24 protein-coding genes and 1 pseudogene are annotated in these 25,770 nt (G+C 63.7%); 13 read left to right on the forward strand and 12 right to left on the reverse strand.

The genetic code is table 11. The annotated features are described in order from the left end of the window. Positions 1 to 86 precede the first annotated feature (86 nt). Entirely contained in the window at positions 87 to 1,307 is a 1,221-nt protein-coding gene (locus tag ACNAOH_RS10165) for an alginate export family protein (RefSeq protein WP_443970064.1), read from the forward strand. Between the two features lie 8 nt (positions 1,308 to 1,315). Here the strand turns inward: ACNAOH_RS10165 and ACNAOH_RS10170 are convergent, their stop codons facing one another. Then, positions 1,316 to 2,068: a FadR/GntR family transcriptional regulator gene (locus tag ACNAOH_RS10170; protein WP_443970065.1), complete on the reverse strand. Its 753-nt coding sequence runs from the start codon at positions 2,066 to 2,068 to the stop codon at positions 1,316 to 1,318. 137 nt (positions 2,069 to 2,205) lie between these two features. Here ACNAOH_RS10170 and ACNAOH_RS10175 point away from each other — a divergent pair, with 137 nt between their 5' ends. Further along, the gene (locus ACNAOH_RS10175; RefSeq protein ID WP_443970066.1) at positions 2,206 to 3,216 is read left to right on the forward strand and encodes a zinc-binding alcohol dehydrogenase family protein; all 1,011 of its coding nucleotides are present in this window, start codon (positions 2,206 to 2,208) and stop codon (positions 3,214 to 3,216) included. 33 nt (positions 3,217 to 3,249) lie between these two features. Here ACNAOH_RS10175 and ACNAOH_RS10180 read toward each other — a convergent pair whose 3' ends face one another. Both ACNAOH_RS10180 and ACNAOH_RS10185 read right to left on the reverse strand, forming a co-directional pair. Then, a complete protein-coding gene (locus ACNAOH_RS10180; RefSeq protein WP_443970067.1) occupies positions 3,250 to 4,740 on the reverse strand; it encodes a UxaA family hydrolase in 1,491 nt (496 codons plus the stop codon). Continuing rightward, complete coding sequence (locus ACNAOH_RS10185) at positions 4,737 to 5,582, reverse strand: amidohydrolase family protein (protein WP_443970068.1); 846 nt, start codon at positions 5,580 to 5,582, stop codon at positions 4,737 to 4,739. Before ACNAOH_RS10185 ends, ACNAOH_RS10180 begins: the two co-directional genes overlap by 4 nt. A 234-nt stretch (positions 5,583 to 5,816) precedes the next feature. Between ACNAOH_RS10185 and ACNAOH_RS10190 the strand changes: the two genes are divergently transcribed. The 3 genes from ACNAOH_RS10190 to ACNAOH_RS10200 are packed head-to-tail and all read left to right on the forward strand — an operon-like array spanning position 5,817 to position 9,134. Continuing rightward, on the forward strand, positions 5,817 to 6,767 hold the full coding sequence (locus ACNAOH_RS10190) for a cupin domain-containing protein (protein ID WP_443970069.1): 951 nt from the start codon (positions 5,817 to 5,819) through the stop codon (positions 6,765 to 6,767). Positions 6,768 to 6,784: 17 nt separating this feature from the next. Next, positions 6,785 to 7,945 carry an L-lactate dehydrogenase gene (locus tag ACNAOH_RS10195; protein WP_443972105.1) on the forward strand — a complete coding sequence of 387 codons (1,161 nt, stop codon included), beginning with the start codon at positions 6,785 to 6,787 and terminating at the stop codon, positions 7,943 to 7,945. A 37-nt stretch (positions 7,946 to 7,982) separates the two neighbouring features. After that, positions 7,983 to 9,134 carry a YncE family protein gene (locus ACNAOH_RS10200; RefSeq protein WP_443970070.1) on the forward strand — a complete coding sequence of 384 codons (1,152 nt, stop codon included), beginning with the start codon at positions 7,983 to 7,985 and terminating at the stop codon, positions 9,132 to 9,134. A gap of 140 nt (positions 9,135 to 9,274) precedes the next feature. Here the strand turns inward: ACNAOH_RS10200 and ACNAOH_RS10205 are convergent, their stop codons facing one another. Continuing rightward, on the reverse strand, positions 9,275 to 9,979 hold the full coding sequence (locus ACNAOH_RS10205) for a hypothetical protein (RefSeq protein WP_443970071.1): 705 nt from the start codon (positions 9,977 to 9,979) through the stop codon (positions 9,275 to 9,277). A 183-nt stretch (positions 9,980 to 10,162) separates the two neighbouring features. Between ACNAOH_RS10205 and ACNAOH_RS10210 the strand changes: the two genes are divergently transcribed. The 3 genes from ACNAOH_RS10210 to ACNAOH_RS10220 all read left to right on the forward strand — a co-directional run bounded on the left by ACNAOH_RS10210 (position 10,163) and on the right by ACNAOH_RS10220 (position 13,997). Next, a complete protein-coding gene (locus ACNAOH_RS10210) occupies positions 10,163 to 11,089 on the forward strand; it encodes a DMT family transporter (RefSeq protein WP_443970072.1) in 927 nt (308 codons plus the stop codon). Beyond that, positions 11,086 to 11,565: a GNAT family N-acetyltransferase gene (locus tag ACNAOH_RS10215; protein WP_443970073.1), complete on the forward strand. Its 480-nt coding sequence runs from the start codon at positions 11,086 to 11,088 to the stop codon at positions 11,563 to 11,565. The genes ACNAOH_RS10210 and ACNAOH_RS10215 overlap by 4 nt, the downstream gene beginning before the upstream one ends. A gap of 86 nt (positions 11,566 to 11,651) precedes the next feature. Beyond that, complete coding sequence (locus ACNAOH_RS10220; RefSeq protein WP_443970074.1) at positions 11,652 to 13,997, forward strand: DNA translocase FtsK 4TM domain-containing protein; 2,346 nt, start codon at positions 11,652 to 11,654, stop codon at positions 13,995 to 13,997. Between the two features lie 164 nt (positions 13,998 to 14,161). Here the strand turns inward: ACNAOH_RS10220 and ACNAOH_RS10225 are convergent, their stop codons facing one another. Next, complete coding sequence (locus ACNAOH_RS10225; protein ID WP_443970075.1) at positions 14,162 to 14,563, reverse strand: DUF1398 domain-containing protein; 402 nt, start codon at positions 14,561 to 14,563, stop codon at positions 14,162 to 14,164. Between the two features lie 164 nt (positions 14,564 to 14,727). Between ACNAOH_RS10225 and ACNAOH_RS10230 the strand changes: the two genes are divergently transcribed. After that, positions 14,728 to 15,369 (forward strand): LolA family protein, encoded by a 642-nt coding sequence (locus ACNAOH_RS10230; RefSeq protein ID WP_443970076.1) that lies wholly within the window; start codon positions 14,728 to 14,730, stop codon positions 15,367 to 15,369. A 637-nt stretch (positions 15,370 to 16,006) separates the two neighbouring features. Further along, entirely contained in the window at positions 16,007 to 16,855 is an 849-nt protein-coding gene (locus tag ACNAOH_RS10235) for an OmpA family protein (protein WP_443972106.1), read from the forward strand. A 65-nt stretch (positions 16,856 to 16,920) separates the two neighbouring features. On the opposite strand, the gene ACNAOH_RS10240 is transcribed toward ACNAOH_RS10235, so the two are convergent. Both ACNAOH_RS10240 and ACNAOH_RS10245 read right to left on the reverse strand, forming a co-directional pair. Further along, the gene (locus ACNAOH_RS10240) at positions 16,921 to 18,186 is read right to left on the reverse strand and encodes an RNA polymerase sigma factor (protein WP_443970077.1); all 1,266 of its coding nucleotides are present in this window, start codon (positions 18,184 to 18,186) and stop codon (positions 16,921 to 16,923) included. Positions 18,187 to 18,280: 94 nt separating this feature from the next. Continuing rightward, positions 18,281 to 18,631, reverse strand: a pseudogene (locus tag ACNAOH_RS10245) (YciI family protein); the annotation flags it as partial. Positions 18,632 to 18,827: 196 nt separating this feature from the next. On the opposite strand from ACNAOH_RS10245, the gene ACNAOH_RS10250 reads away from it, so the two are divergent. The 3 genes from ACNAOH_RS10250 to ACNAOH_RS10260 are packed head-to-tail and all read left to right on the forward strand — an operon-like array spanning position 18,828 to position 21,228. Further along, the gene (locus ACNAOH_RS10250; protein ID WP_443970078.1) at positions 18,828 to 19,637 is read left to right on the forward strand and encodes an exodeoxyribonuclease III; all 810 of its coding nucleotides are present in this window, start codon (positions 18,828 to 18,830) and stop codon (positions 19,635 to 19,637) included. Next, on the forward strand, positions 19,637 to 20,701 hold the full coding sequence (gene ribA, locus ACNAOH_RS10255; protein WP_443970079.1) for a GTP cyclohydrolase II: 1,065 nt from the start codon (positions 19,637 to 19,639) through the stop codon (positions 20,699 to 20,701). Before ACNAOH_RS10250 ends, ribA begins: the two co-directional genes overlap by 1 nt. Then, the gene (locus ACNAOH_RS10260) at positions 20,698 to 21,228 is read left to right on the forward strand and encodes a L,D-transpeptidase family protein (protein WP_443970080.1); all 531 of its coding nucleotides are present in this window, start codon (positions 20,698 to 20,700) and stop codon (positions 21,226 to 21,228) included. The genes ribA and ACNAOH_RS10260 overlap by 4 nt, the downstream gene beginning before the upstream one ends. A 91-nt stretch (positions 21,229 to 21,319) precedes the next feature. On the opposite strand, the gene ACNAOH_RS10265 is transcribed toward ACNAOH_RS10260, so the two are convergent. The 5 genes from ACNAOH_RS10265 to ACNAOH_RS10285 form a co-directional block, all read right to left on the reverse strand. Beyond that, complete coding sequence (locus ACNAOH_RS10265) at positions 21,320 to 21,988, reverse strand: RBBP9/YdeN family alpha/beta hydrolase (RefSeq protein WP_443970081.1); 669 nt, start codon at positions 21,986 to 21,988, stop codon at positions 21,320 to 21,322. Positions 21,989 to 22,187: 199 nt separating this feature from the next. Then, positions 22,188 to 22,535: an arsenate reductase gene (locus tag ACNAOH_RS10270; protein ID WP_443970082.1), complete on the reverse strand. Its 348-nt coding sequence runs from the start codon at positions 22,533 to 22,535 to the stop codon at positions 22,188 to 22,190. A gap of 800 nt (positions 22,536 to 23,335) precedes the next feature. After that, on the reverse strand, positions 23,336 to 23,815 hold the full coding sequence (locus ACNAOH_RS10275) for a GFA family protein (protein WP_443970083.1): 480 nt from the start codon (positions 23,813 to 23,815) through the stop codon (positions 23,336 to 23,338). Beyond that, entirely contained in the window at positions 23,802 to 24,257 is a 456-nt protein-coding gene (locus ACNAOH_RS10280) for an RrF2 family transcriptional regulator (protein ID WP_443972107.1), read from the reverse strand. Before ACNAOH_RS10280 ends, ACNAOH_RS10275 begins: the two co-directional genes overlap by 14 nt. A 132-nt stretch (positions 24,258 to 24,389) precedes the next feature. Continuing rightward, a complete protein-coding gene (locus ACNAOH_RS10285) occupies positions 24,390 to 25,763 on the reverse strand; it encodes a class II 3-deoxy-7-phosphoheptulonate synthase (RefSeq protein ID WP_443970084.1) in 1,374 nt (457 codons plus the stop codon). Positions 25,764 to 25,770 lie beyond the last annotated feature (7 nt).

Raw genomic sequence — 25,770 nt, forward strand, 5'->3', positions numbered from 1 at the left:
GCCCTGCGTACTCAAGGGCGTCGGCACCCCCATTCGCCGATATCTAAATTCGTGCAATGCCCGTGCTAGAGATGAGAGGTTCCCTGATGCGCCTGTCGGCATTCCCTGCCTGTGCTCTTGGCGCGATGTTCAGCGGCATCTTCGTCGGTCCTGTGTCGGCCCAGACCGTCACGCCCCTTCTTGACGTTCGGCTCCGATACGAAACCGTCAAGGAAGAGGGGTTCGATCGCGATGCGCAGGCCGTCACTCTGCGCGTTCGTCCCGGCATCGAAATCGGCAAGGATGGATGGTCGGCGCTAGTGCAGGCTGAGGCGACGACCGCTCTGGTCGAGAACTATAATAGTGGCACTAACGGACTTACGCAGTTCCCACTCGTTGCCGATCCGCGCAATGTGGAGCTGGACCGCGCGCAGGTGCGCTACGCCGGTGCGCAGGGTTTCGCCGCCACGCTTGGCCGCCAGCGGATCGAGCTCTTGGATCGCCGCTTTGTGGGTATCGCGCCGTTCCGGCAGAATGAACGGACGTTCGACGCAGCGCGACTTCAGTGGGGCACATCGAAAGGATGGAGTGTCGACCTGAGTTACGCGTGGAGCGTCCGCACGACCAACGGCCGTCGCGGCTTCGGTTCACGTCCAACTGCAATCGGCGGCGATAATATGTTTGCGCTGGTGAGCCACGGCAGTGCGCTCGGCACTGTCACGGGCTTTGCCTTTCTCGTCGATCAGGATGAAGCCGCCGTGCAGGGCTATCGCCTGTCCAGCCAGACATATGGCGTGCGTTTCTCCGGCAGCTATCCCATTGGTTCTGCGCTCAAGGGCGGGATCATTGCCAGCTATGCGTTGCAGAGCGACTATGCGAACAACCCGAATGACTTCGCGGCCAGCTATTCGCTGGTCGAAGGATCGCTGGGGGACGGTGCGCTCACTGGAAAGCTCGGCCGGGAAGTGCTTGGTGCCGATGATGGCCGCGCCCTTACCAGCGTGCAGACGCCGCTTGGCGCGCTGTTCGGCTTCCAGGGCTGGGTGGACAGATTTTCGACCACACCCCCGGACGGGCTGCGCGATTATTATGCTTCGGTGGAGAGGAACTGGAGCAAAGTGGGCGGGCTTGATGCGATCGGCCTGACGGTTGCCTATCATCACTTCACCAGTGATCGGATCATGCGCGTATATGGCGACGCGTGGAACCTGCTCGCGACGGCCAAAATCGGTCACGCGCTGTTTTCGGCCCGCTATGCCGATTATCACGCCAAAGCCTGGCTGTCCGATACGCGCAAAATCTGGCTGACGGTGGACTGGAGCCTCTGACGACCCGGTCAGGCCGTCTCCCGACGCGGCTGTGCCTCTGCTCTGTCGCTTCTTGTGTAGAGAAGCAGGTTCCTCATCACCCGGTCGAGATGGTCGGCCATGGCCGCTTTCGCCGTTTCGGGATCATGGTTGCGGATCGCATCGAGAATGCGGCGATGGTCGGCGACACGCGGCTTCTCGCCGGCTGTTGCGACACGGGTCAGCATCTCGTCGCTCAGGGGCGAGCGCCGCCGCATATCCCACAAAGTCTCTACCATCATCGCCAACACCCGGTTCTGGGAAGCCTGCGCAATCATCAGGTGAAAGGCGCGGTCTGCCTGCCATTCCCGCGACTTGTCGATGCTCTCCTCGCTTTCCATGTCGAGCAGCGACTGCTCCATGGCTGCGATCTGGTCCGGTGTCGCGACCTGCGCCGCCAGCGCTGCAGCCTGCGTCTCGACGATCCGCCGTGCCTCGGTCAGTTCCATTGGGCCGATATCGAGATCTTCTCCAGCGGCGTCCGTCGCAGCGTCCGCTCCTGTAGCGAAGACCCCGGCGCCCTGCCGGGGTTCTGCAAGGCCAAGTATCTCCAGACCGATGAGCGCCTCGCGAACCGTGAGCCGGCTGACATTGAACCGCTCGACAAGTTCCCGCTCGGAGGGAAGACGCGAGCCGGCAGGGTAGATGCCCTCCGATATTTCGCGGCGCAGTGTATCAATGATCTGGCGATAAAGTTTCGCGCCCTTTGGCGCACCATTTGCCGTGTCGGAATCCTGACTCATGCAGAGGCTTTAACACGCCTGTACCGGGAGACGAATAGTCGCGCCGGGACTTGATTCATCTGATAAGTTCTCGCACAGAATTTCCAACTGTCCTTTTCCGCACTGCGGATCGAACTTGCCCGAGAGGATGCCTTCCCATGAAGACGATCATCTGTTCCCGACCCCATGAGCTGGCGGGGCAGGAGAGGCCCGTTCCTGAGCGGCGCCCAGGGGAAGTGCTTTTGCGCATTCGTCGGGTGGGAGTCTGCGGTACGGACTATCACATCTTCCAGGGCAACCAGCCTTATCTCGCCTATCCGCGCGTCATGGGGCATGAACTTGCCGGCACGATCGAGGCGGCGGACGCGGATTCACCTTTGTCCTTGGGCCAGACGGCTACGGTCCTTCCCTATCTTTCCTGTGGCACCTGCGTTGCGTGCAGGCGCGGCAAGACAAATTGCTGCGTGCGGATCAACGTGCTGGGCGTCCATATCGATGGCGGTATGGCAGAGTACGTCTCCGTGCCGGAAAGCGCCGTCATCCCGGTCGAAGGGCTGTCGCTGGATCATGCGGCAATGGTCGAGTTTCTGGCGATCGGCGCGCATGCCGTTCGGCGGGCGGACACGCGCACGGGAGACCGGGTACTGGTCGTGGGTGCCGGGCCGATCGGTGTCGCGGTCGCACTCTTCGCGCAGATCGAGGGCGCGCAGGTGACGATCGTCGACCGCAGCGAGGGCCGGCTTGCAGCAGCGCGCGAACGGGCGGGCCTTGCTGGCGCAGTTCTGGCGGACGACGGGCTGCAAAGCCGCCTCGCGGATGCGACCGATGGCGAGTTTTTTGACACGGTGTTCGATGCCACGGGTAATCCCGCAGCAATGGAAGCGGGCTTCGCCTATGTCGCGCATGGCGGCAAATATGTGCTGGTCAGCATCGTTTCGGCGGACATCCGCTTTTCCGATCCGGAGTTCCACAAGCGGGAAACGACGCTCATGGGGTCGCGCAACGCCACGCATGACGACTTCCGCTACGTGATCGATCACATCCGCGCCGGCCATCTGCCGATGGACAAGCTGCACAGTCACAGCTTCGATCTCAGCGATGCGCCGCGCCTTTTCCCGGAGTTGATCGCGGATCAGGGCAATGTGATGAAGGCGATCGGCGCGATCTGATCGGCGCGGTTCGTTCCGTCGGTCGCTCGCGCCTTACATCCAGGCGCCGAGCTGCCAGGGCACGAACTCGTTGTCGCCAAGGCCCAGCGCTTCCGATTTGGTGGGCTGCCCTGAAGCGACCGCGATAAGGGCCTGGACGATTGCTTCTCCCGCTGCCCCGATGCTCATGCCGTCGAGCACCGGGGAGGCGTCGAAGTCCATATCGTCAGCCATCCGGCGGGCAAGCTCGGCATTGGAGGCGATCTTGAAGCAGGGCGTCGGCTTGGCGCCGAAGGCCGATCCGCGCCCGGTGGTGAAGGCAAGAAGATTGGCGCCAGCGGCAATCTGCCCCGTGGCCGAGCAGGGGTCGTAGCCGGGCGAATCCATGAAGACGAGGCCGCGCGTCCGCGCTGGTTCGCCGTAAAGCGTGACCTCGTTGAGCGGGGTCGATCCCGCCTTGGAGACGGCGCCAAGCGACTTCTCATAGATCGTCGTCAGCCCGCCGGCCTTGTTGCCGGGGGAGGGATTATTGTCGAGCGTCGCGCCGTGCCGGCTCGCATAATCATCCCACCAGGCAATGCGTGCGCGCAGTGCATCGGCCACTTCAGGCTGGGATGCCCGCGCGATAAGCAGATGCTCCGCGCCCGAGATTTCCGGCGTTTCGGAAAGGATCACGGTCGCTCCTTCGGCGACAAGCAGGTCGGCAGCGGCGCCGAGCGCGGGGTTGGCAGTGACGCCGGACCAGCCGTCCGATCCGCCGCATTGCAAGCCAAGCACCAGCTCGGACGCGGGCAGGGTCTCCCGCTTGTCGGTCGCCGCGAGCGCGATCAGTTCGCGGACGATCGCTTCGCCGTCCGCAATCGCTGCCGCCGTCCCGCCCGCGCCCTGTATCGTCATCGCGCGAAGCCGAGGCCCGGTGGAGAGGCCATGATGGGCGAGCATGTCCTCGATCTGGGCGACTTCGCAGCCAAGGCCGACCATGAGCACGCCGCCGAAATTGGGATGCGCCGCATAGCCCGCCAGCGTCCGCTCGAGCGTTTCGATCCCTTCGCCGACCTTCGACATGCCGCAGCCGCTCGAATGGCTGAGCGCCACCACGCCGTCGACGCCGGGCAGCTCCTTGTCCTCGAAGCTGCGCGCGATCCTCCGGACCACTGTTGCCGAGCAGTTCACGCTGGTGATGATGCCAATGAAATTGCGCGTGCCGACCTTGCCGTCCGCGCGTCGATATCCCTCGAAAGTCAGGCCTCGCGCCGGGGGAAGCGCTTGCGCCGCCTGTTGCGGAGTGGCCGCCGACCGTTCGCCACCGACAACCAGATTGTCGCTGTGCACATGCTCTCCGGCCTCGATATCGCGCGTGGCCGTGCCGATGGCCTGGCCATATTTGCGCACGGTCGCTCCCTGAGGAATGGCGCGTACGGCCATCTTGTGCCCCACAGCAATGGGATCACGAGCGACGACCCCGAGCACGACATCGCCGGGTTCGGCGGCATCGATCAGCACGGCGACATCGTCCAGCGAAGACAGGTGCAGCGCGCGGATCATGGGTCGGGAGTCCTTTCTGTAAGGGGCAGCGCATAGGCGCGGATGGCGTTGCCACCCAGGATCGCCGCGCGCTCGGCCGGGCAATGCCGGTCTATATAATCCTCGATGAGGGAAAGCGTCTCGCCATAGTCGGCGGCAAGCAGGCAGACGGGCCAGTCCGATCCCCAGATCAGCCGCTCCGGCCCAAAAAGGCCGAAGATATGATCGAGATAGCGCTCGAAATCGTCGGATTTCCAGCCGACATGGTCTGCTTCGGTGACGAGGCCCGAGACCTTGCACAGGACATTGGGCAGCGCCGCGACGCCTGCAATGTCCTCTGCCCAGGGCGACCAGCCGCGCCCCGCAATATCCGGCTTTGCCGCATGATCGAGAACGAAGCGCCCGTTTCCGACCGATTCGATGAAGGCAACAACAGATGACAGTTGGCGGTGATTGACCAGCAGATCATAAGTGAGGCCTCGCGCGACGGCGGCCCGCACGCCGCGAATAAACTCTTGTGAAAGCAGGAAATTATCGTCGACCTCGTCCTGTACGACATGACGGTAGCCCACGATGAGCGGATGCGCGTCCGCCTCCAGCAGCGCCTCTATAGCCGGTGATCGCAGGTCGATCCAGCCGAGGATGCCGAGGATCGGCGCGCTCCGTGCCGCATCGATCAGAAAGCGTGTCTCTTCAGGCACTTGCCGCGCCTGCACGGCGATCGCGCCGCCCACGCCGGCCGCCTCGAGCGTCGTGGCCAGATCCTTGCCCATGAAGTCGCGCGCAATTCGGCTCTCGGGATCAATCCATGCATATTCAGTGGGTTGATAGCGCCAGAGATGATGATGCGCATCGATCTTCATCTTAGGCGAGGCCAGCACGGATGATGGGTGTGAATGGACATAAAGTTTTCTTTATATCGGCATTGCGAAACGGGCGCGGAGCCGGAAGCGGTTCATCACTTGTCAGATAGGTGACGCTTGCGCAAGGCGCCAGCTCTCGGCTGGGTCGCCCATTATCCTCCACCCTCTCGCCCATTGCAGGTTGTGCTGCGTGCAAATTCATAGCAAGTTGCGGAAAAACAGGGAGGATAGGGCATGAAGGCAATAGCGCTTCTCACGGCTGCGGCCATTTCAGTTACCATCGGCGTTTCAGCACAGGCACAGTTTAACGGCCGTGAAGACCCGATGCCGGTCACGGCGCCGAAGATCGCGGAGCAATACTGGTCAGCCAAGCCGACCAAGCCGACGCCCTATGCCGCACCCAACAAGGTGCACTGGAAGCTCTCCGAGATTCTCGCCGCGCACAGGGGTCAGACGGACTGGGTGCAGCCGATCGTGCGCAATCCCGAACAGGATGCAGATTATATCTCGCTCGGCGCGGGCAAGAAGACAAAGCGGCGCATGTATGCCGACGACCGCGTCGTCTGGATCGTGCAGGACGGCGCAATGCGCGTCTCCATCGATGGCACCGAGCCGTTCGTGGCCACCAAGGGCTTTATGGTGAACGTGCCCTTCCGCCATTATTATTCGATCGAGACGGTGGGCGAGAAGCCCTCGCTGCGCTTCGAGGTGCGGCAGGCCGGTTCCGCGCCGCTCTATCCGCTCGACGAGACGCCCGATGCGCGACCGGGCTATGAGTATGTGAAAGTGACCGGCACGCCCGGCCCGAGCAAGGACCGCGATACCAACCCGATCTATGTCGATTTCTTCAAGCAGATTGCGAACGACGACAAGAACTATAATGGCAAGTTCGTGTGGGACGATCACTTCACGTCCAACATCCTGCGCGGCAAGGCTCAGCCGATCGCCCCGGCGACCAGCAAGGGCCACTTCCATGGCGACTGGACCGAGTTCTGGTTCATCATGGAAGGGAAGGTCGGCTACCAGATCGAGGGATACCCTTATTTCGAGTCCGAGCCGGGTGACGTGGTGACGGCGCAAAAGGGCCGCTGGCATCGTCCCTCCAATGCGCCGGGCGCGCCCATCTCCACGCGCATCCCGTTCAATCCGCGACCGGTCATCCTGCACAACTTCGCGACGGACTGATGCGGGACCGCGCCCAGATGGCCATCGCCTGCATAGAGGATTATCGCGGGGCGGCGCGTCGGCGTCTGCCCCGCTTCCTCTTCGATTATATCGATGGCGGCTCCTATGCCGAAACGACGATGCGCGCGAACGTGGCGGATCTGGAGCGGCTTTCCCTGCGTCAGCGAGTGATGCGCGATGTCTCTGGCGCGCAGCTTGAGACGCGGATGCTGGGGCGCTCCGTCAGCATGCCGGTGGCGCTCGCGCCGATCGGCCTCGCGGGGCTCTATGCCCGGCGTGGCGAAGTGCAGGCAGCGCGCGTGGCGGAAGCGGCGGGCGTGCCATTCATCCTTTCGGCCTCGGCGTGCTGCGGACTTGAGGAGGTGGCGCCGGCTGTGCAGGCGCCGCTGCTCTTCCAGCTTTACATGATCAAGGACCGCGCCTTCATGGCGGCGCTGCTGGACCGGGCGCGGGCGGCGGGCGTGGAGACGCTGGTGATGACGGTGGACCTCATCATTCACAGCCCGCGCTATCGCGACATGCGATCGACGCTGACCGGCAGGCAGACCGTTCTGGACAGGCTGCGCCGCATGATCGAGATCGCGCGGCATCCCGGCTGGGCCTGGGATGTGGGCGTGCGCGGGCGACCGCATATTCTCGGCAATTTCGCGCCCGCAATGCCGGGCGGCGCGGGTCTCGCCCAGTTCACGGACTGGGTTTCGCGCAATTTCGATCCGTCGATTACATGGGACGACCTCGCCTGGGTGCGCGAGCGCTGGAAAGGCCCGCTGGTGCTGAAAGGCATCCTCGATCCCGACGACGCGCGCCTGGCCTGCGAGGCGGGCGCGTCCGCGATCGTCGTCTCCAATCATGGCGGCCGCCAGCTTGACGGCGCACCCTCAACCATCAGCGCGCTGCGCCCGGTGGTCGAGGCAGTGGAGGGCAAGCTTGAAGTGCTGATGGACGGTGGCATCCGCTCGGGTGTCGACGTGCTGCGCGCGCTGGCGTCCGGCGCGAGCGGCGTGCTGCTCGGCCGGGCTTGGGCATTCGCGCTGGCGGCAGGCGGCGGCGCGAGCGTATCGCATATGCTGGAACTGCTGCGACACGAACTAGCGGTGGCGATGGCGCTGACGGGCTATTCGCGCATTGCCGATATCGGCCCGGAGGCGTTGCTCCGGACTGAACGGGCTGCATCATAAGATCAGAGATATAAGTAGAGACACGAGGGGAGAGACGATGATTGTACGGACGACATGCGCGGCGCTCGCGCTGCTGGGTAGCACTGGAATGGCTCACGCCCAGATCGCGGTGACGGCAAATGACGGCAAGGCCGTGCCATCTGACGCTCCCGATACGCCGCGCACGGCCGACTCCATCTCGGTCATCGAGATCGGCAAGACCGGCGCCCGCACGCTCGCCACATTGCCGGTGCCCGCCACAGTCGTTGGCCCGCCCGGCACGGTCGCGATGTCGGCGGACAGCAAGATGGCGATCGTCACCGCCGGGCAGATCATGGGCGCGGACGGCAAGCCCGCGCCGGGTGATGTCGTCACTGTGGTCGACATCAGCAAGCCGACTGCGCCAGTCGTGAAGCAGACGCTCAAGGCCGGGGTGGGCGCGGCAGGCGTGGCGATCAGCCCGGCGGGCACGCTGGCCATCGTGGCGAACACCAATGCGGACAGCCTCTCGCTCTTCACCATCGCGGGCGGAAAGCTGGAGTCGGCGGGCACGGTGGCGCTCGACGCGCGGACGCGCCCGGTCGATGTGGTCTTTCTGGATGACAAGACCGCTTATCTCGTCTCGCAGGGCGGCAACAAGCTGGTCCGCCTGAGCGTGAACGGCACGCAGGTGACGACCGCCGGCGACATTCCGGTCGGTGCCGGACCCTATAGCATCGCGCTCGATCGGCGCACGCGCATGGCCTATGTCAGCCATCTGGGTGGTCGCGCGCCCGTGCCGCCCGGCACGCCACCGGGACCGCGCATGGGCTCGGTCGGCATTGTCGATCTGGCGGCAGGCCGGATGGTCGACCAGATCGATACCGGGGTCACGCCGGAATATGTCGGCCTGTCACCCAGCGGGCGCTATCTGCAGGTGACAGTCAACAATGGCTCGACCCTGCCGGCGAACTCGCCAGCTTTCCACGACTATGGGATGATGAGCATCTACCGCATCGACGGCAAGGCGCTGCGCCCCGCCGCCGAGACGCGCACCGGCCGCTGGTGCCAGGGCGGAGCGTGGAGCGCGGACGAGAAACAGGTGCTGCTGCAATGCTCGATGGCCAAGCAGGTAGAGGTCTATCGCTTCGACGGCAAGACGTTGAAGGCGGCGACGCCGCTCACCTTCGATGCGCGGCCCGGCGCAATGGCAACGGCGAGAAGCAGGTAGGGGGAGAGGGTCGGGCAAACTGCTTTGCCGGGATTTACGTCCGAAGCTAATGGGTGGACGCGACGATGTTGCGGACATCCATTGCTGCGAGGCAACCCCCAAACGCTGTTGCCAATTGCAAACAACCGTGATTTGAACGGTCAGCTTGGCAATGGATCGTCCTTCGTCGCCTCCAGCTCAGCGTCGTTCGCCTCAACCCATATTTCTAACTGCTCGATAAGGCCGGGCCACACCGCGTCGTATTCGTAATGGAACGTTTCCATACACAGCATCATCGCTTGGGGGTGGCGCTCGCCGTGCAGTTCCATCCAGCGGTTGGAGAATGTCGTCTCGTATTCGTCGTAGTTGGTGGTCGAGTAGCCGCCCATCAGCCCTTCGTAGTTCGGGTGCGCGCTCTCTGACAGGTTCTCATAATTCTTCATCAAGCCAGGATAGCGCTTATCGCACTTTCCTAAGATCGTAAGGATGCTGACCGCATCAGGCATCCGGTCATTGTTGCGTGACCCGAGCAGGAGGAGGGTGGTCTTCTCACCGAAAACTTGAAAGCTCAGCTTTCCGTCAAGCACCTGCTGCATGAGCAAATTGACGTAGATGAGCGTGGCAAGTGTCTCGAACCCGCTCCTCAATAATATCCGCGCTCCAAGTCCATGCCCCTGCTGATGCAGCGCATAAGACTGAACCATCAGGTCGTGCTCACGCCAGAATGCAAGTTCCCGCAGCATCCACACCCGATAGAGCGATTTCCACTTATAGGCCACGGCATTGCGGGAAAGCAGGCCACCAACGGGAATGTTCGGAAATAGCGAACCGCCCCAATTCGCCAAGTTTTGTTCTAACTCGTCCATGGCAGTCAATTAGCACATGAATGACAACTTTGTAGCGCAGATCAACGCAAAGCCGACCACCCATTCCCCCAACAAATCCGACGTTCCGCCTGTGTAAAGCGCTGCTCGAATCGCCTGTCCCGACGGCGATAATGCCGACACCTCCCGCTGGACTTGCCCCTCTTCCCGCCCGATAGGCGCGGCATGTCCGGTCTTGCCCGCCTTTCCCATCATCGCGCCGCGCCCGTGGTCGTCGCGTGCGTGGCGATCATGGTGTTTTCAGTGATGGACACCGTGATGAAGGGGCTGTCGATCGCGCTGGGTGCGTACAACGCGATGCTCTGGCGCACGGCGATCGGCGTAGTGATGACCGGAGCGCTGTTTCTGGGGCAGGCGCGGCGCTGGCGACCGGCGCGTCCGGTGCTGCTGCTGCACCTCGCGCGCAGCCTTTCCGCCGCCATTTCCATCGTGCTGTTCTTCTGGGGGCTGGTGCGCGTGCCGATGGCGCAGGGTATTGCGCTGAGCTTCATCGCGCCGCTGATCGGTCTCGGCCTCGCCGCTTTGTTCCTCAAGGAGCGCGTGACGCGGCGAGCGATCGGCGGATCAGTGCTGGCGTTCGTCGGCGTGCTTGCGATCCTGATCGGCCAGCCAGCGGCGGCGAGGGGCGCCGAAGCGTTTCACGGCGCGCTGGCCATTCTCCTTGCGGCGATCTTCTATGCGCTGAACCTCGTCCTCTCCCGCCGGCAGTCCCAGGCGGCCGGGCCGGTCGAGGTCGCTTTCTTCTTCAACATCATTGCCTTCAGCTTTTACGGGCTGGCTGCGCCATGGTTTGCCGAACTGCCCAGCAGTGCGCATATACCCGCGCTGATCGTCGCGGCGCTCACTTCCATCCTGTCGATCATGATGCTTGCCTGGTCCTATGCGCGGGCGGAGGCGCAGGTGCTGATGCCGGTGGAGTATAGCGCCTTCATCTGGGCCGCGCTCTTCGGTTGGTGGGCCTTCGGCGAGCGCGTGACGCCCGCGACGCTGCTGGGCGCTGGGTTCATCATTGCCGGGTGCATCTGGGCAGCGCGCGGCGGATCGCCGGTGTCCGCCCCCATATCTGCCGTTGATCCGGAGGCCAGTGCATGAGCGTGACGATAAGAGCAGCGACGAGGCAAGACATCGATCTCATTCACCGCTTCATCGCCGCGCTCGCCGACTATGAGCGGCTGGCCGATGAGGCGCGGGCGGACAAGGCGGAACTGGCACAGCATCTCTTTGGGGAGCGGCCAATGGCGGAAGTGCTGATCGCCGAGCATGAGGGGGCGGCGGTCGGCTTCGCGCTGTTCTTCCACAACTTCTCGACCTTCGAGGGGAAGCCCGGCCTCTATCTGGAGGATCTCTTCGTGGTGCCGCAAGCGCGCGGGCTGGGCGCGGGCAAAGCACTGCTCGCCCATCTCGCGAAGCTGGCCGTGGAGCGGGGCTGCGCGCGCCTCGAATGGTCCGTGCTGGACTGGAACGAGCCCGCGATCGACTTCTACCGGTCGATCGGCGCGCGGTCGATGGACGAGTGGACCGTCAATCGTGTGGACGGCGCGGCGCTGCGGGCGCTTGCAGACTCTTGACCCGATGACTTGACTGCGACTCCGCGAAGAGCGATTCTGCACGCGTAAAAGGGCCTCGCGTCCGGACAATCGAGGAAAAGAACGTCATGGCGAGCCGAGCACCGGCCAACCGCACACCGGGGAGCCGGACACCGGAGTGGCGCGCCATGCTGCGCCGCAGCCTCACGCGCATCGCTGCGCTGTTGGGCGCGGTGGGGCTTTACGCGCTGGCGATCTTCCTTTTCCTCGCGCTGCTTACCTATCGGCCAAGCGATCCCGCCATGAACACCGTGGCGGGCGGCGAAGCGGCGAACCTGATGGGCGGCGCGGGCGCGTGGAGCGCGGACATCCTGCTCTGGTTCCTGGGTGTGCCCGTGGCGCTCGCCTTGCCGCTCGTGGTCATCACTGCCCGCCGCCTGTGGTGCGATCAGGATATGCACGGGTGGAAGGCCCAGCTGATCAAATGCGTGGTCGGCATTGCGCTTATCGGCATTGCGCTTTCGCTGTTTCAGCCCGAGCCGCTGGTGGCGCTGCCCGCCGGCTGGGGCGGGGTCGTTGGCCTCGTCACCGCCAAGGGCACGCTCAGCCTCACTGCCGCGATTTCCGCCGCGTTCCGGCCGTGGGTCGAGTGGGCACTGCTGCTGTTTGCGCTGGGTCTGGGCAGCTGGCTGTGGGTAAAGAGCCTCGCGCTCGAAAAGCCGTTGTTCCATCTTGTGCGGCCCGGCCTGCCGAAGCTTCCCGGCCTCCGCCTGCCGCGCTTTTCGTTCGCGCGCGGAACCTCCGAGCCGGACGATGAGGCGCTGGTGGTGCCCGACCGGGAGAAGGAGCCGCGCCGCGCGGTCGAGCAGGCCACGCGGCCGCCGATCAGCATTCAGGCGCCCAGCAGCAATGCGGTGCCCAAGGCGTTCGGTCCCGTCTCCGGGCAGAGCGACCTCTTTGGCAATAATGCGCTGCCCTCGCCGGATCTCCTCTCGCCGCCCACTGCCTCGGCCGAGATCAAGATCGACAAGCCGGGCCTCGAGCGCAATGCGCGGCTGCTGGAAAGCGTGCTCGACGACTTCAACGTGAAGGGCAACATCACAGAGGTCCGCCCCGGCCCCGTCGTCACGATGTACGAGCTGGAGCCCGCGCCCGGCATCAAGGCAAGCCGCGTGATTCAGCTCGCGGACGACATTGCCCGCAACATGTCTGCGCTCTCCGCCCGTGTCGCGACCATTCCCGGCCGCACCGTCATCGGCATCGAGCTGCCCAATGTGAACCGCGAGTCCGTGGTGCTGCACCAGCTCATCACCAGCGCATCCTTCGCGGAGCAGAAGTCGACGCTGCCGATCATTCTGGGGAAGAACATCTTCGGCGAGCCAGTGATCGCCGATCTTGCCGCCATGCCGCATCTGCTGGTCGCGGGCACGACCGGATCGGGCAAGTCGGTCGGCCTCAACTGCATGATCCTGTCGCTGCTCTACCGGATGACCCCGGACGATCTGCGGCTCATCATGATCGACCCGAAGATGCTGGAACTCAGCATTTACGACAATATCCCGCATCTGCTCTCGCCGGTCGTCACCGAGCCGGCCAAGGCGATCCGCGCGCTCAAATGGGCCGTGGAGCAGATGGAGGACCGCTACCGGATGATGGCGGCGATCGGGGTGCGCAACCTCGCCAATTATAACGAGAAGGTGCGCGGCGCGAAGGCCAAGGGCAAGCCGCTCGGCCGCATGGTGCAGGTGGGCTACGATCCCGAGAGCGGCAAGCCGATCTACGAGGAAGAGAAGCTCGATTACCAGCCGCTGCCGCAGATCGTGGTGGTGGTGGACGAGCTCGCTGACCTCATGATGACGGCGGGCAAGGAAGTCGAGTTCCTCATCCAGCGGCTGGCGCAGAAGGCGCGCGCGGCGGGCATCCACCTCATCCTCGCCACGCAGCGCCCCTCGGTGGACGTCATTACCGGCGTCATCAAGGCGAACCTGCCGACCCGCATCAGCTTCTTCGTCACGTCCAAGATCGACTCGCGCACCATATTGGGTGAGCAGGGCGCCGAGCAGCTGCTCGGCAAGGGCGACATGCTCTATATGGCGAGCGGCAAGGGCCTTATGCGCGTGCACGGCCCCTTCGTCTCGGACGACGAAGTGCGCGCCATTGCCGACCATTGGCGCTCCAAGGGCGAGCCGGATTATATCTCCGCCGTCACCGAGGAGCCGGAGGACGGCAGTTTTGCTTTGGATGGCGTGGATCTGGGCGACGACAGCGCGGACGACAAGCTCTATCGCAAAGCCTGTCAGCTCGTCTTCGTCAACCAGAAGGCATCGACCAGCTGGCTCCAGCGGCAGATGCGCATTGGCTACAACAGCGCCGCCCGCCTCATCGAGCGCATGGAGGAGGAGGGCCTTGTCGGCGCGCCGAACCATGTCGGCCGGCGCGAGGTGCTGCGCGACGAGAACGGCCAGCCCATTTAGCTCGGATCGACATCCGACATCTCGGCTACGGAAAGGCCTCACCCTGAACTTGTTTCAGGGTCCATGTTTCGGTGAAACTCCGCGCCGGAACGGTCGCCCGATCGTTCCGGACAGCCAAATGCCGATTGTCCTGGGATGGTTACGGCGCTGCCGCTCGTCCCGCCTCAGTCGGGAAATGGCTCGACATGAGTCGCGCCGGTGCGGGCGATATAGACCGCGCGGCGCCCCGAGAAGGAGACGATGTAGCTGGCGCAGCCCGCCGATGCCGCCTTCTCGCAAAATCCTCGATAGCTGTAGCCTGGCACTTGCTGCTGCGCTTCGCGGATCGCGCTTTGCAGGGCGTGCCGGTCGAGTTCGGGAGCGACCGCGTTCGTCACTTCGTGCGTCGGCAGTTCGACGCTGTCCCCGTCCGCCGTGTAGTAGATCGCGGCCGCGCGGCGAAAATCGATGGCATAGCTCTCGAAACCGGCGTCGATCAGCATGCCAACGATCTGCGGGAAGGGCAGGCTATCCTCCTGCGCCGCCGCGAGGCTGGCGAGGGCCGTGGCTCTCATCTCCTCATGCATGGTCATGTCCTTTGTTCGGTTGGTGTTCGTCAGGTGAGTAGAATGACCACACCGCCTAAGCTCGGTCTACGTCGGTTCGCCCTTCCTTCGGATCTCGCGTTCGGTTGACGCGTTGCCTTGTCGGGTTCACTCGACATTCAAGGCAATCCACCTAAAGGCGCGTCATGACCAGACCCATGCTTTCCCTAGCTCTCGCCCTCGCGCTGCCGCTCGGTGCGGCTGCGGTGGCGCCGGTGCCCGCGCAGTCACAGGCGCCCACTCAGGATGATCTCGCGGCCGTGAATCGCGCGATCCGCTCGATCACGACGCTCAAGGCGCGCTTCACGCAGACTGACCGCAACGGTCAGGTGCAGATGGGCCAGATGCTGCTCAAGCAGCCCGGCAAGATCCGCTTCCAATATGATGGCGATGGCCTGCTCATCATCTCTGACGGCAAGTCCCTCTATTTCATCGACTATGATGTGCGGCAGCAGCAGCGCTGGCCGATCCGCAATTCGCCGCTCGGCGCTCTGCTCGATCCGAGCCGCGATCTCTCGCGCTATGGCAAGCTGGTGGAGACCGGCGACGCGCGCGTCGTCTCCGTCGATGTGCGCGATGCGGACCATCCCGAATATGGCGTCATCAATCTCGTCTTCACGCGCAAGGCGTCTGCGCCGGGCGGGCTGGAGCTTTATGGCTGGGTAGCCAAGGACGCGCAGGGCAATCGCACATCGCTGCGGCTTACCGATCTTGCCTATGGCGTGGACATCCCCGACCGGTCATTCACTTGGCGAGACCCTAGACCGAACACGCGACCCGTGCGGTGAAATGAGTTCTCCCGGCGACGATCACCTTTCTGACATTTTCCGTTCATCGGCGGCTCATCTGATCCGGGTTAAGTCTTAAATCGTGATGAAGGACAGGTATTCGGGATTCCCCCCTGTTGCCCGGCCTGTCCTCATCACTTTGAGCGCCAATTTCCTTTTTTGAGCGCGGTAGAGACCCCCGTTCCACGCCCCCCGGAGCGGGGGTCTTCGCATCTGCAGTCCATTCTCTTCGCAATCGAGTAACGGCAAGCGCTTGCCTTGCTTCGGCCTCCTATGCTGCGGGAAATAGAGCCGGATATTGGCAAATGCGCCCCCCTGCGCAGACAGGCGGAACAAAATAGCGAATATCAAATCGTTACAGCCCATTGAGTTCCGCTTGATGCAAGTATCCCCGTGGACTGGCGAACAAGATATCATCCGAGTCCTTGCTGCACGCCAAGTCATCTTTGAGGCACTATTTGACCGTACAAAAGGCGATCTGTGAGCCATCTACCGAATAGTTTTATTACGGCACGTGCTTCGGTTCGTCGTGCGCCACGGTCAAATGGACTGCACAACTGCGAGTCGCATAAAGCTGTTCATCTGGGAGAAAGGTTTCTCCGAACAGGCTCGACCAGTGGTGCAAATTGAAGGAGCAATTCAGGTGCGTATCAAACAGCCACGACATCTTCTCGTGCTGGCGATGCTGGCGCTTCCCGTCTCGGGCGCCGCGCTGGCGCAGGCCGAGGCAGGTCCGAACCCGGATGTCACGGTAACGGGAGCTAACATAAAGGGGCCTGATATCAAAGGCTTTATCTCCGCTCGCTCGGACAACAAGATCCAGGTGACGTCTGCCGATGGCACGCGCACTGCGGTGACGATCGATGACGGCACGGAGATCAGGTCCGCGTCCGGCCTGTTCAACAATCGCAAGCTCGCTGCGGATTCCCTGCTGAACGGTCTCCCGGTCACCGTTAAGACGGTGCAGGCCGAAGGAACCTTGATTGCCAGCAAGATCAGCTTCACCGGGCGTGACCTCAAGACCGCGAGCATGATCCGCACGGGCACCGCTCAGGGCTTCGAGGAGCAGACCGCGGCTACCGAAGCGCTGCGCGGCCGCATGGGCGACATCGACAAGTACAACGTCAAAGCCACGACCAACGTGAACTTCGACACGGGCAAATATCAGCTCACCGAGCAGGGCAAGCAGGATCTCTGCGCGGCGGCCGCCACGGCCAACGGCATGGAGAATGCGCTTCTGCTCGTCGTAGGCTATACGGACTCGACTGGACCGGAAGAGTTCAACCAGGTGCTGAGCGAGAAGCGGGCCACCCGTGTGGTCAACTATCTGCAGCAGGCCTGCGGCTGGAAGCCCTATCGCATGCTGACGCCCACCGGCATGGCCATGGCCGATCCGCTGGCGGATAATAGCACGCCGGAAGGCAAGGCACAGAACCGCCGCGTCGCGGTGAACGTGCTGGTCAGCAAGGCCGTAGACGGCTTCTAAGAATTGTATTTTGGGGCGGGCTTAGGCTCGCCCCATATAATGACGAAAAGTCGGGGTTCGTCTTACTAGTGCTCCCGGCATTCCGCCGCCCGATCCAGCAGAAACGCCTTTTCCATTTCGTTGCGCGTCAGGCTCGCGGCGATCTCGAACTGCGCTTTCGCTTCCCGCACACGACCGGCCCGAAAGAGGAAGTCGCCCCGCGCAGCAGGGAGCGGGGCATAGTTGCGGAGCGCCGCGGCATTTGCCAATTCGTCGATCAGCCTGAGCCCCGCATCGGGTCCATAGGCCATGCTGTGCGCGACCGCGCGATTAAGGTCGACCACCGGCGATGGAATGACCAAACGCAGCCGATCATAGAGCGCGGCGATGCGCGGCCAATCGGTCTGTTCGGCCTTCATCGCGCGGGCGTGGCACGCCGCGATGGCCGCTTGCAGCGCGTAAGGGCCATCGGCGCCATCGAGCGCCTCCAGCCGGGCGAGGCCGGCAAGGCCACGGCGAATAAGCATCTGATCCCAACGGGAGCGGTCCTGCTCGGGCAGAGGGACGAGCTCGCCTTTTGGCCCGGTGCGCGCCGGAAAGCGGGAGGCGTGTATTTCCATGAGGGCGAGCAGCCCCAGCACTTCGGGCTCGCCGGGCATCAGATCGGCCAGAATGCGTCCCAGCCGCTGCGCCTCAAGGCAGAGGGCCGGGCGGATCAGATCGTCTCCGGCCGTCGCGGCATAGCCCTCGTTGAAAATCAGGTAGATGACCTCCAGCACGGACGGCAGTCGACTGGCCAGAGCCCGGCCGCGCGGCACTTCGAAGGCAAGGCCCGCACTGCCGATCGCCTTCTTCGCCCGCACGATGCGTTGGGCGATGGTCGGCTCGGCGGCGAGGAAGGCGCGGGCAATCTCGTCAGTCGTCAGTCCGCCGATCAGCCACAAAGTAAGCGCGGCGCGCGCGTCGGCCGAGATGGCCGGGTGGCACGCGGCGAACATGAGTCCAAGCAGTTCATCGCCAAGATCATCGTCCATGGCGGCTTCCACCTCCTCAATCGAGCCGTCCTGCGCGCCGTCGATCTCCCGTGCGATCTCGCCATGCTTGCGTTCGCGCATCCGGTTGCGGCGGATGCCGTCAATGGCGCGGCGTTTGGCCACCGCCATCAGCCAGGCACCGGGATTATCCGGCACGCCGGAGTCGGGCCAGGCTGACAGCGCGACAAGCAGGGCGTCCTGCGCCAGCTCCTCGGCGCGGTCGACATCGCGCACCATGCGGGCAAGGCCGGCAATGAGCCTCGCCCGCTCGATGCGAAAAACCGCCTCTATCGCCCGATGAGCCGCGTCCGCTGTCATGCCGCTACCCGGCTCAGTTATCCGAGAGCTTCTCCACCAGGCTGGCGTGAATCTGCTCGGCCTCCGGGGTCATATGCTCTGCGAAGTCGGAGAGTTCGTAGAACGGCCGGATCTCAATCTCGCTGGGGCCGTACATGGGGTTCGGACAGCGCTTCACCCAGGCGACCGCTTCGTCCATGTCCTTGACCTCCCAGATCCAGTAGCCGGCGACCAGCTCGCGGGTTTCCGCAAAGGGTCCGTCGATCACTGTGCGGCCCGGCCCGTCAAAGGCGACGCGCTTGCCATGGGATGAGGGCTTCAGTCCGTCGCCCGCGAGCATGATGCCGGCCGCGACCAGCTCCTCATTATACTTGCCCATCTTCACGAGCATTTCGCTCATCCACTCCGGGTGCATGATGCCCTGCTCGCTGTCTTCCGTCGCCTTCACGAAAACCATCACACGCATTGTCCGACTCCTTAGATGAGTGAAGGCCATTATGGGCCTCGATACCATGACGAAGCAGCGCGGCGCGAATCGACATGCCTCGCGAAAATTTTGACAGTCGCCGATTTTGCAGCCTTCGGCGCAGTTTTCCTTGCTCGGAACGGATTCTCGGAAAAAGCGGTTCCCAATTTTTCCCGCGATGTTCTAGGGACGGCGCATGTCCAATAAGTCCCCCTCGAATACGCTCAAGATCGCGTCCTGGAATATCAACAGCGTCCGCGCCCGGCTCGACATCGTGGAGCGCTTCCTCACCGAATATCAGCCGGACATCCTCTGCCTGCAGGAGACGAAGGTCATCAACGGGGTTTTCCCCGAAGGGCTCTTTCGCCGTCTGGGCTACAATCATCACGCCCTCCACGGCCAGCCGATGCACCATGGCGTCGCCATCGTCTCCAAGGTGCCGATGCGCGACGACGACCGGCTCGACTGGCAGGCTAATGGCGAGGCACGCCATGTCGGCGTGCGGCTCGACAATGGTCTGCGCATCGAGAATGTCTATGTGCCCGCAGGCGGCGAGGAGCCGGACCGCACGATCAACGCCAAGTTCGGCCAGAAGCTCGATTTCTTCGAGCGGATGATCGACTGGTCCAGCAAGCTTGATGTGCCGACGCTGCTGGTCGGCGATTTCAACGTCGCGCCGCTGGAGTGCGATGTGTGGAGCCACAAGCAGCTCATCAACGTGGTGAGCCACACGCCAGTGGAGTGTAAGCTGATGGACCGGCTGCAGAAGTCCCATGGCTGGGTGGATATTGGCCGCCGCTTCTACCCGGCGCCGGAACGGCTCTACACCTGGTGGAGCTATCGCGCGCACGACTGGGCGAAGTCCGATCGCGGCCGGCGCCTCGACCATATGTGGATCAGCCCTTCGATTGCCGACAAGGCCGTGTCGCATCAGGTGATCGAGCCCGTCCGCAGCTGGGCGCGCCCCTCCGATCATGCGCCGCTCATCACGGAAATCGCTATCTGATGGATGGCAAGGCCGCCGCGCGCGCGGTGGACGCGCTGCGCCGGGGCTGGCCGGTGCGCCTCGCCGGTTCGCAAGGCGCGATGGCGCTGCTGGCGGTGGAAGGCGCGACGGACGAAAGTCTGACTCGGTTCGATCCCGCAGGCACGGCGCCGATCCTGATTGCAGGCTCCCGCGCGGCGACGCTCAAACTCGCGAACCAGCGCGATGCCGCCGAGCCGGAGCAGCCCGTCCTGATTGCCCGCGCACCCTGGCTTGCCACGCCGGCCGAAGCGATGGGGCTGGCTGATCCGGTCAGTGATCTTGCGACCCCGTTCAAAGGGCCGTTCGAAGCTCTGCCCATAGCCTTGCCCGATGTTGCCGCCGCTGCGCTCGATCTTGCGCGGATTGCGGGCATTCTGCCTGCCTTCTTCTTCGGCAATGCCGAGTCGCCCGTGGAAGCAGTCGTCACGCTCGACGAGCTTGCGGCCTATTCCGACGCCACTCGCCTCGCCATTGCCGCGCGAGCGCGCCTGCCGGTCGATGCGGCCGTGAATGCGGAGATCGTCGCGTTCCGCAGCCCGGAAGATCCGCGCGAGCATATTGCGCTGATCGTCGGCGCGCGCGATTCCTCGCCGCCGGTCGTTCGTCTGCACAGCGAGTGCCTAACCGGCGATGTGCTGGGCAGCCTCAAGTGCGATTGTGGACCGCAATTGCACGAGGCGCTTCATGCCATCGCGCACGCGCAATGGGGTGTGCTGCTCTATCTGCGGCAGGAGGGGCGAGGCATCGGCCTCATCAACAAGCTGCGTGCCTATGAGCTGCAGGATCAGGGCTTCGACACGGTGGATGCCAACACCCGGCTCGGCTTCGCGATCGATGCGCGCGACTTCGGGGTGGCGGCGCGGATGCTGGGGCTGCTCGGCATTGGCGAGGTGCGCCTGCTCACCAACAATCCGCAGAAGGTCGCCGGACTCGAGGCGGCGGGCGTCAACGTGGTGGAGCGGCTGCCGCTGAAATTGCCTGCCAATCCGCACAATGCGCGCTACCTCGCGACCAAGCGCGACCGGACGGGCCATCAGCTTTGAGCGAGGCGGAAATTCGCGTTTCAGCCGGGGCTGGGCAACTCGTTCTGGGCAACTGGTCGACGCCCTGCATGATCGGCAAGGGCGGGCTGATCCCGGCGGCGGACAAGCGCGAAGGGGACGGCGCCACGCCGCTGGGGCGCTGGCCGATCATTGGCGCGCTGCTGCGGCCGGATCGGGCGGGCCTCGTGCCCCCCGCCGCACTTCCTTGGCGCTGGCTGCGACCGGACGATGGCTGGTCGGACGATCCGGCGGACCCGGCCTATAATCGCCCGGTGGCTCTGCCGCGCGCGACCAGCCATGAGCGGCTCTGGCGCCAGGATGCCGCCTATGACGCGATCATCGTGCTTGGCCACAATGATGCGCCGCCTGTGCCGGGCATGGGCAGCGCCATCTTCTTTCACAGCTATAATCTGGGGGATGATGGACGGCCGCGCCCCACTGAGGGATGCGTGGCGATCGCGCCGGACGCGATGCGGACGATCCTGCCTCGCCTGTCATACGGCATGATCTTCGACATCACGCCCTGAGCGGAAAATTGACCGGGCCGAGACACGCAAGCGCATCCCGACCCGTCCGCCCCGGGAGCCTCCGGGGAACCAGATACCTATTGTGGCGATCCTAGCTGAACAGGGCCTGACCACTTCTGACGCTTTGTCCGGCGTGCAACTGGGCAACCGCGCCGGTCGCCGTGCCTGTGCTCTCGCCGCGTGAGCCCGTCAGCTGAATGAGCGTTTCCAGCCAGGCCTCGGCGAGCGCGAAGCGACCAAGTCCGGATTCGGCATTGAGATGACCATGTGCCCCGGCCTCGACGAAGTGGCTGCCCCAATATTTGGCCAGACCATGGGCCCGGGCGAGGGAAATATAGGGATCATCGCTGCTGGCGATGACGACCGAGGGGAAGGGCAGCAGCAGCTTGGGTGCGGGGCCGAAGGCGGCAATGCGGGTCTCCGGGCCAGCGGCGTCCACTTCCGGCGGTGCGACGAGCAGCGCGCCTGCTACCGGCTGACCAAAGGGCTGGGTTTCCAGCGCCGCCCACCATGCGACGGCAAGGCAGCCGAGGCTGTGCGCAGCCAGGATCACAGGCCGATCGGCACGGCTGATCGCTTCGTTGAGTTTCGTCACCCAGCTATTGCGGTGCGGGCGATCCCACATGCCCAGCTCGGCGCGGATCGTATCAGTGCGCTCGGCTTCCCAGATGCTCTGCCAGTGGGCGGGGCCGCTGTTATCGAGGCCCGGAACGGTGAGGATGAGAGGCTGTTCACTGCCCGGAGCGTGATGCTGCGTCATCGCTGATCTCCTGTTCGGCGCCGGGAGATGCCGGTGCCTTGCCTTTGATATGTATCTCTACTTTTCAAATAGACAAGAGGTCTGAGCCTGTGCGAGGGCGAATTGCGACCAAATGATGGCAGCAATTATGGCGCACTTGCCGCAATTGGCGGAAATGCGTGAAAGAGGATTTGAGCGGCGGTGTGACGAATTGTGGCGTTCAGCCGAATCGGGCGTCCCAGTTCTCGGGCTTGAAGCCGACGACCAGCGCGCCGGCCCCGGTCACCACCGGACGCTTAATCGTGGAAGGGTGAGCCGCCATCAGCGCAATCGCCTTTGCAGCGTCGATGCCCGTCTTGTCCGCATCCGGCAGCTTCTTGAAAGTGGTCCCGGTGCGATTGAGCAGAACTTCCCAGCCCGCTTCGTCCACCCAGGCTTGCAATTCCGCAGCGCTCGGCGGCGTCTTCTTATAGTCGCGAAAGTCATAGGCGATGCCGTGGTCGGCGAGCCAGGTGCGCGCCTTCTTCACTGTGTCGCAATTGGGAATGCCGTGGAGAGTGAGGGTCATGGGCACGCCTTTCAGAAGTTGTGATTCCGATCTGGCGAACATTTGTTCGCACCCAACATGTGTTCAATTGGCGATGGCACGTCGATTTCCCATACAGTCACTTGGGTGACGGCGGGGGGCGTGTGGGTGGTGGCGGGGGGCGTGATTCTGGCTTACCCACGCATCCCCGTGATGGCGGTCGCCCGTCCAAATAGCGAATGCAAGGGCGCATCTCATTTGGAAACCAACCGTTCGCTTTGAGCGCATAAGTGAAAGCTAGGTTTGCTATCGAATTCGCAAACAGCCTTTCATTTATGTCAGGCAATGAGTGAGCGTCATTCAGGTTCAATCCTATTATCGACAGAGGATGGTCCTTGCAGGCTAATTCAGCCCTTTGCCGCGCTTCCGCCACACCATTGCGAGTTCGACTTGAAAATGCATCATCCGAATAGGCGGCGAGTTCAATGCACCGTGCATAATCGATCGCTTTTGTGAGCGACGCTGGCTTTAGTGGTCGATTTGGATCCCTGTCCAACATCAACCAGGCGATTATGACCTGTTGCTTGAAATCAGCGGGCGATTGGGGGTCAATCTCAGCTTTATCAAACGGTATTCCCGCTTGATTTAAACAGACACTCAGCGCGGCTTTTGCATCTTGAGGGGCCGCGTCTACACAAGCGATAACTGGAGCCATGCTTGACAAGGTAGGCAGCAACGACGGCCGAGACCGCTCCTTTGCTGGAGCGCATGATGCCATTACAATTCCGACAAGCATTATCAGCGCGCGACACGATCGCATCACCTGCCCCCTCAACGACAAATCACCACACCGCCGTATCATGGTCAGGATGCTGGCGGTTGCTTGCCGCGATGCGCGGCGCTTCGTCCGCCATGTTCTCCTCGGTGGTGCCGTCGTCAGGGAGCGCACCCAGATGATCGATGCCCGGCCAGCGTCCCTCCAGGCCGAACTGACGGGCGGGGAGGGCCAGCGTCGGGTCGTCGAGCGATCCTATGGTGAGGTTGATATAAGGAGCGTCTGGCCAGCGATAATAAAGCGGTGTGCCGCAGGCCGCGCAAAAGCCGCGCGCCGCCAGATCGGAACTCATGAACTCGCCGGGTGTACCCCGCGTCCAGACGAGCGTGGCGTTGTCCGCATGAACCAGCGCTGCGAAGGGGCCACCGGCCGCCTTCTGGCACATGCGGCAGTAGCAGACATGCGCGCTCTGCGGATCGAGCACTGCGTGGTAGCGCACCGCGCCGCACTGGCAGCCGCCAGATGCCTCCGGCCTATTGGCTGACAAGCGCGCTCTCCGGCTCCGCTTCGTCCGGTCCCGCGTCGAACCGGTCGGCAAGCGTCAGCCGGTCGAGGATCGCAGCGGTCTCGTCGCGCACCTTTATCATGATGCGGCGCAGCTCGCATTCTTCTTCCGGCACGCAGTTTTTGCAATGCTCATGGGCATAGCGGCTCGCGCAGGGCACCAGCGCCAGCGCGCCGTTGGTCAGGCGCAATATGTCGCCATAGCGGATGTCCACGGGCGGCAGGGCGAGCCAATAGCCGCCGTCGCGCCCGCGCATCGTGGCGACAAGTCCCGCGCGCGACAGCTCGGAAAGAATGACGGTCAGGAACTTGCCGGGAATGTTCTGCGCCGTCGCGATATCGGTCAGGTGGATCGGCCCCTCACCATAATGCCGCGCAAGATGCTGAAGGGCTCGGATGGTATAACGCGTACGTTGCGACAGCATGCCTACCTTATCGGCAGAGAATGCAGGGAAGGCAAGGGTCATGGCCCGCTCCCGCACAGTTTAGGTGCAGGATACGGGACATGGACCAGCGCCCCTTCCGGCGGACGGAAGGGAATCAGTCCGAAGGTGGCCTTAAGCCGCTGCTTTCCTCCGCTCGGCCAGTTCCTCGTTCAGCATTTCGGCGAGCAGGAAGGCAAGCTCCAGGCTCTGCGCCGCGTTGAGGCGCGGGTCGCAATGCGTGTGGTAGCGATCGGCCAGGCCTTCGTCCGTGATGGCGATGGCGCCGCCGGTGCACTCCGTCACATTCTGTCCGGTCATCTCGGCATGGATGCCGCCGCCGAAGCTGCCCTCGGCACGGTGTACGGCGAAGAAGCCGCGCACTTCCGCGAGGATACGCTCGAACGGACGGGTCTTGTAGCCGTTCGCCGCCTTGATGACGTTGCCGTGCATCGGGTCGCACGACCAGACGACCGGATGCCCCTCGCGCAGCACGGCGCGCACCAGCTTGGGCAGCCCGGCCTCGATCTTGTCGTGGCCATAGCGCGTGATGAGCGTGATGCGCCCGGCCTCGCGGGCCGGGTTCAGCGTGTCGAGCAGGCGCAGCAGGGCATCGGGCTCTAGGGTTGGGCCGCACTTCATGCCAATGGGATTGCCGATGCCGCGCAGATACTCGACATGGGCCGAGCCCTCGAAGCGCGTGCGGTCGCCGATCCAGAGCATGTGCGCGCTGGTGTCATACCATTCGCCGGTCAGGCTGTCCTGCCGGGTCAGCGCCTGCTCATAGGGGAGCAGCAGCGCTTCGTGGCTGGTGTAGAAGCTCGTTCCGCCAAGCTGCGGCACAGTCTCCGGCGAGAGGCCGCATGCCTTCATGAAGTCGAGCGCCTGGCCGATCTGGTCGGCCATCGCCTCGAACTTGGCCGCCCAGGGCGAGCGGCCCATGAAGTCCAGCATCCAGCCATGCACCCGGTCCAGGCTGGCATAGCCGCCCGTGGAGAAGGCACGCAGCAGATTGAGTGTCGCAGCCGACTGGTTGTAAGCGCGCACCATGCGCTGCGGATCGGGCTCGCGACCCTCGGCGGTGAAGGCAATGTCGTTCACATTGTCGCCCCGATAGCTCGGCAGCTCCACGTCGCCGATGGTCTCGGTGCCGGCGGAGCGCGGCTTGGCGAACTGGCCGGCCATGCGGCCCACCTTCACGGTCGGCAGCTTGCTGGCGAAGGTGAGCACCACCGCCATCTGCAGCAGCACACGGAAGGTGTCGCGAATATTGTTCGGGTGGAACTCCGCGAAGCTCTCGGCGCAATCGCCGCCCTGCAGCAGAAATGCCTCGCCATTGGCGACGCGTGCCAGCTCTGCCGTGAGATTGCGCGCCTCGCCTGCAAAGACGAGCGGAGGAAAATTGCCAAGCTGGGCCTCTGCGGCGGCGAGCGCCTCCGCATTGCGATAGTCGGGCATCTGCAAGCCCTTATGGTCCCGCCAGCTTGCGGGGCTCCACTTGGCAGCCATTTCTCAC

This window comes from Sphingobium sp. CR28, from assembly GCF_052327305.1.
Lineage (GTDB): Bacteria > Pseudomonadota > Alphaproteobacteria > Sphingomonadales > Sphingomonadaceae > Sphingobium.

Excerpts from the sequence above, each read along its gene's own strand:
- ACNAOH_RS10165 (WP_443970064.1), top strand. The coding sequence starts at position 87 with ATGCGCCTGTCGGCATTCCCTGCCTGTGCTCTTGGCGCGATGTTCAGC.
- ACNAOH_RS10170 (WP_443970065.1), bottom strand. The coding sequence starts at position 2,068 with ATGAGTCAGGATTCCGACACGGCAAATGGTGCGCCAAAGGGCGCGAAA.
- ACNAOH_RS10175 (WP_443970066.1), top strand. The coding sequence starts at position 2,206 with ATGAAGACGATCATCTGTTCCCGACCCCATGAGCTGGCGGGGCAGGAG.
- ACNAOH_RS10180 (WP_443970067.1), bottom strand. The coding sequence starts at position 4,740 with ATGATCCGCGCGCTGCACCTGTCTTCGCTGGACGATGTCGCCGTGCTG.
- ACNAOH_RS10185 (WP_443970068.1), bottom strand. The coding sequence starts at position 5,582 with ATGAAGATCGATGCGCATCATCATCTCTGGCGCTATCAACCCACTGAA.
- ACNAOH_RS10190 (WP_443970069.1), top strand. The coding sequence starts at position 5,817 with ATGAAGGCAATAGCGCTTCTCACGGCTGCGGCCATTTCAGTTACCATC.
- ACNAOH_RS10195 (WP_443972105.1), top strand. The coding sequence starts at position 6,785 with ATGGCCATCGCCTGCATAGAGGATTATCGCGGGGCGGCGCGTCGGCGT.
- ACNAOH_RS10200 (WP_443970070.1), top strand. The coding sequence starts at position 7,983 with ATGATTGTACGGACGACATGCGCGGCGCTCGCGCTGCTGGGTAGCACT.
- ACNAOH_RS10205 (WP_443970071.1), bottom strand. The coding sequence starts at position 9,979 with ATGGACGAGTTAGAACAAAACTTGGCGAATTGGGGCGGTTCGCTATTT.
- ACNAOH_RS10210 (WP_443970072.1), top strand. The coding sequence starts at position 10,163 with ATGTCCGGTCTTGCCCGCCTTTCCCATCATCGCGCCGCGCCCGTGGTC.
- ACNAOH_RS10215 (WP_443970073.1), top strand. The coding sequence starts at position 11,086 with ATGAGCGTGACGATAAGAGCAGCGACGAGGCAAGACATCGATCTCATT.
- ACNAOH_RS10220 (WP_443970074.1), top strand. The coding sequence starts at position 11,652 with ATGGCGAGCCGAGCACCGGCCAACCGCACACCGGGGAGCCGGACACCG.
- ACNAOH_RS10225 (WP_443970075.1), bottom strand. The coding sequence starts at position 14,563 with ATGCATGAGGAGATGAGAGCCACGGCCCTCGCCAGCCTCGCGGCGGCG.
- ACNAOH_RS10230 (WP_443970076.1), top strand. The coding sequence starts at position 14,728 with ATGACCAGACCCATGCTTTCCCTAGCTCTCGCCCTCGCGCTGCCGCTC.
- ACNAOH_RS10240 (WP_443970077.1), bottom strand. The coding sequence starts at position 18,186 with ATGACAGCGGACGCGGCTCATCGGGCGATAGAGGCGGTTTTTCGCATC.
- ACNAOH_RS10250 (WP_443970078.1), top strand. The coding sequence starts at position 18,828 with ATGTCCAATAAGTCCCCCTCGAATACGCTCAAGATCGCGTCCTGGAAT.
- ribA (WP_443970079.1), top strand. The coding sequence starts at position 19,637 with ATGGATGGCAAGGCCGCCGCGCGCGCGGTGGACGCGCTGCGCCGGGGC.
- ACNAOH_RS10265 (WP_443970081.1), bottom strand. The coding sequence starts at position 21,988 with ATGACGCAGCATCACGCTCCGGGCAGTGAACAGCCTCTCATCCTCACC.
- ACNAOH_RS10270 (WP_443970082.1), bottom strand. The coding sequence starts at position 22,535 with ATGACCCTCACTCTCCACGGCATTCCCAATTGCGACACAGTGAAGAAG.
- ACNAOH_RS10280 (WP_443972107.1), bottom strand. The coding sequence starts at position 24,257 with ATGCTGTCGCAACGTACGCGTTATACCATCCGAGCCCTTCAGCATCTT.
- ACNAOH_RS10285 (WP_443970084.1), bottom strand. The coding sequence starts at position 25,763 with ATGGCTGCCAAGTGGAGCCCCGCAAGCTGGCGGGACCATAAGGGCTTG.